The organism is Tepidanaerobacter sp. EBM-38, assembly GCA_001896545.1.
Lineage (GTDB): Bacteria > Bacillota > Thermosediminibacteria > Thermosediminibacterales > Tepidanaerobacteraceae > Tepidanaerobacter.
In genome coordinates this window covers 1-1,068 of sequence record MPOT01000039.1, presented here as the reverse complement: position 1 = coordinate 1,068, position 1,068 = coordinate 1, and the positions used below count along the sequence as shown (strand labels likewise).

Below are 1,068 nucleotides of genomic sequence, written 5' to 3'. Positions count from 1 at the left end.
ATAGGAAGGAAGTATGCCAAGCATAGGAGTAATCTTTGTTGAGCCCTTCCTTTCAGTATTCAAATCCTCTTCTAACTCCTTAGCCGCCTCATATCTTAAACCATCAGAAATAATTACAAATACCCTCTCGTCCTTATCTTCATAAGGTTTTACGTGATTTATATAGAAATCCTGCTGCAACTCCAAAGGAGAAATTTTCCAGTTTTGCTCTAAAGTCTCCAAGCTATCGCTCCATTTTATCGACAGTTGGTTCAAATACCCGTTTACATAGGTATTTTCTATCTTTTCCTTTAATTCAAAAAACGGTTCTTTATTAGGTAGTTTATCAAAGAAATATATGAATTTTCTATAAGCCATATCTATAATGTAATATTGACCCGCATATTTTTGAAATAAATCATATGGTTTATCTTCTTTTATATCATCCTTAATCTTTCTCCATGAATCAAGCATAACTAGGGCCCAGTAAACACAGTTATAGTCATTTTCATACTTTCTATACCAATGTTTTGTTCTCCGCTGCAAAATAATATCTGTATATCTTTCAAACTCACCGGCATCAGAAATTAAATTTTCAATTAACTTATTTATAATAGTCTCATCAAAAATTTTAAATACATCACTTACCACATAATTATCAATATGCCATTTGTCTGCATAATCTCGTAGATTTAATTGTTTTTCTACTTTTATTGAAAGCATATCAAAATAATCCATAGCCTTAGCATTGTTCATAAAGTTACTAAGAAACACAAAACAGTCCGCCTTTTTAGGAGAAATAAACTTTTCCCAGTGAGCTGGTATTTTATCTTCAAGGGTATAATACAAAGCTGTTATCAAGAAAAAAGCGCTAAGGTGTTCGATAGTTTTTTCCTCTAAAATATATCCGTAGTATTTCTCCATAAGCGCCCAAAAAGTATTAATATCTCCAAACTTATCTATTTCCGTAAAATACGTGTTATCATCTTTGGCATACTCTATTAAAAGAGATTTTACCACCTCATCAAGGTCGGAAAAGGGAAGTTTGCACAAAGCTGACAATATTGCTATATGAACGGATTCTTCAGT

The 1,068-nt window shown here is 32.0% G+C and carries 1 protein-coding gene; it reads right to left on the bottom strand.

Features of this window, described 5'->3' with window-relative positions; genetic code table 11:
* The coding region (locus tag BUC45_RS04460) for a PglZ domain-containing protein (protein ID WP_296970673.1) at positions 1–1,041 on the bottom strand (1,041 nt) is incomplete at its 3' end.
* Positions 1,042–1,068 lie beyond the last annotated feature (27 nt).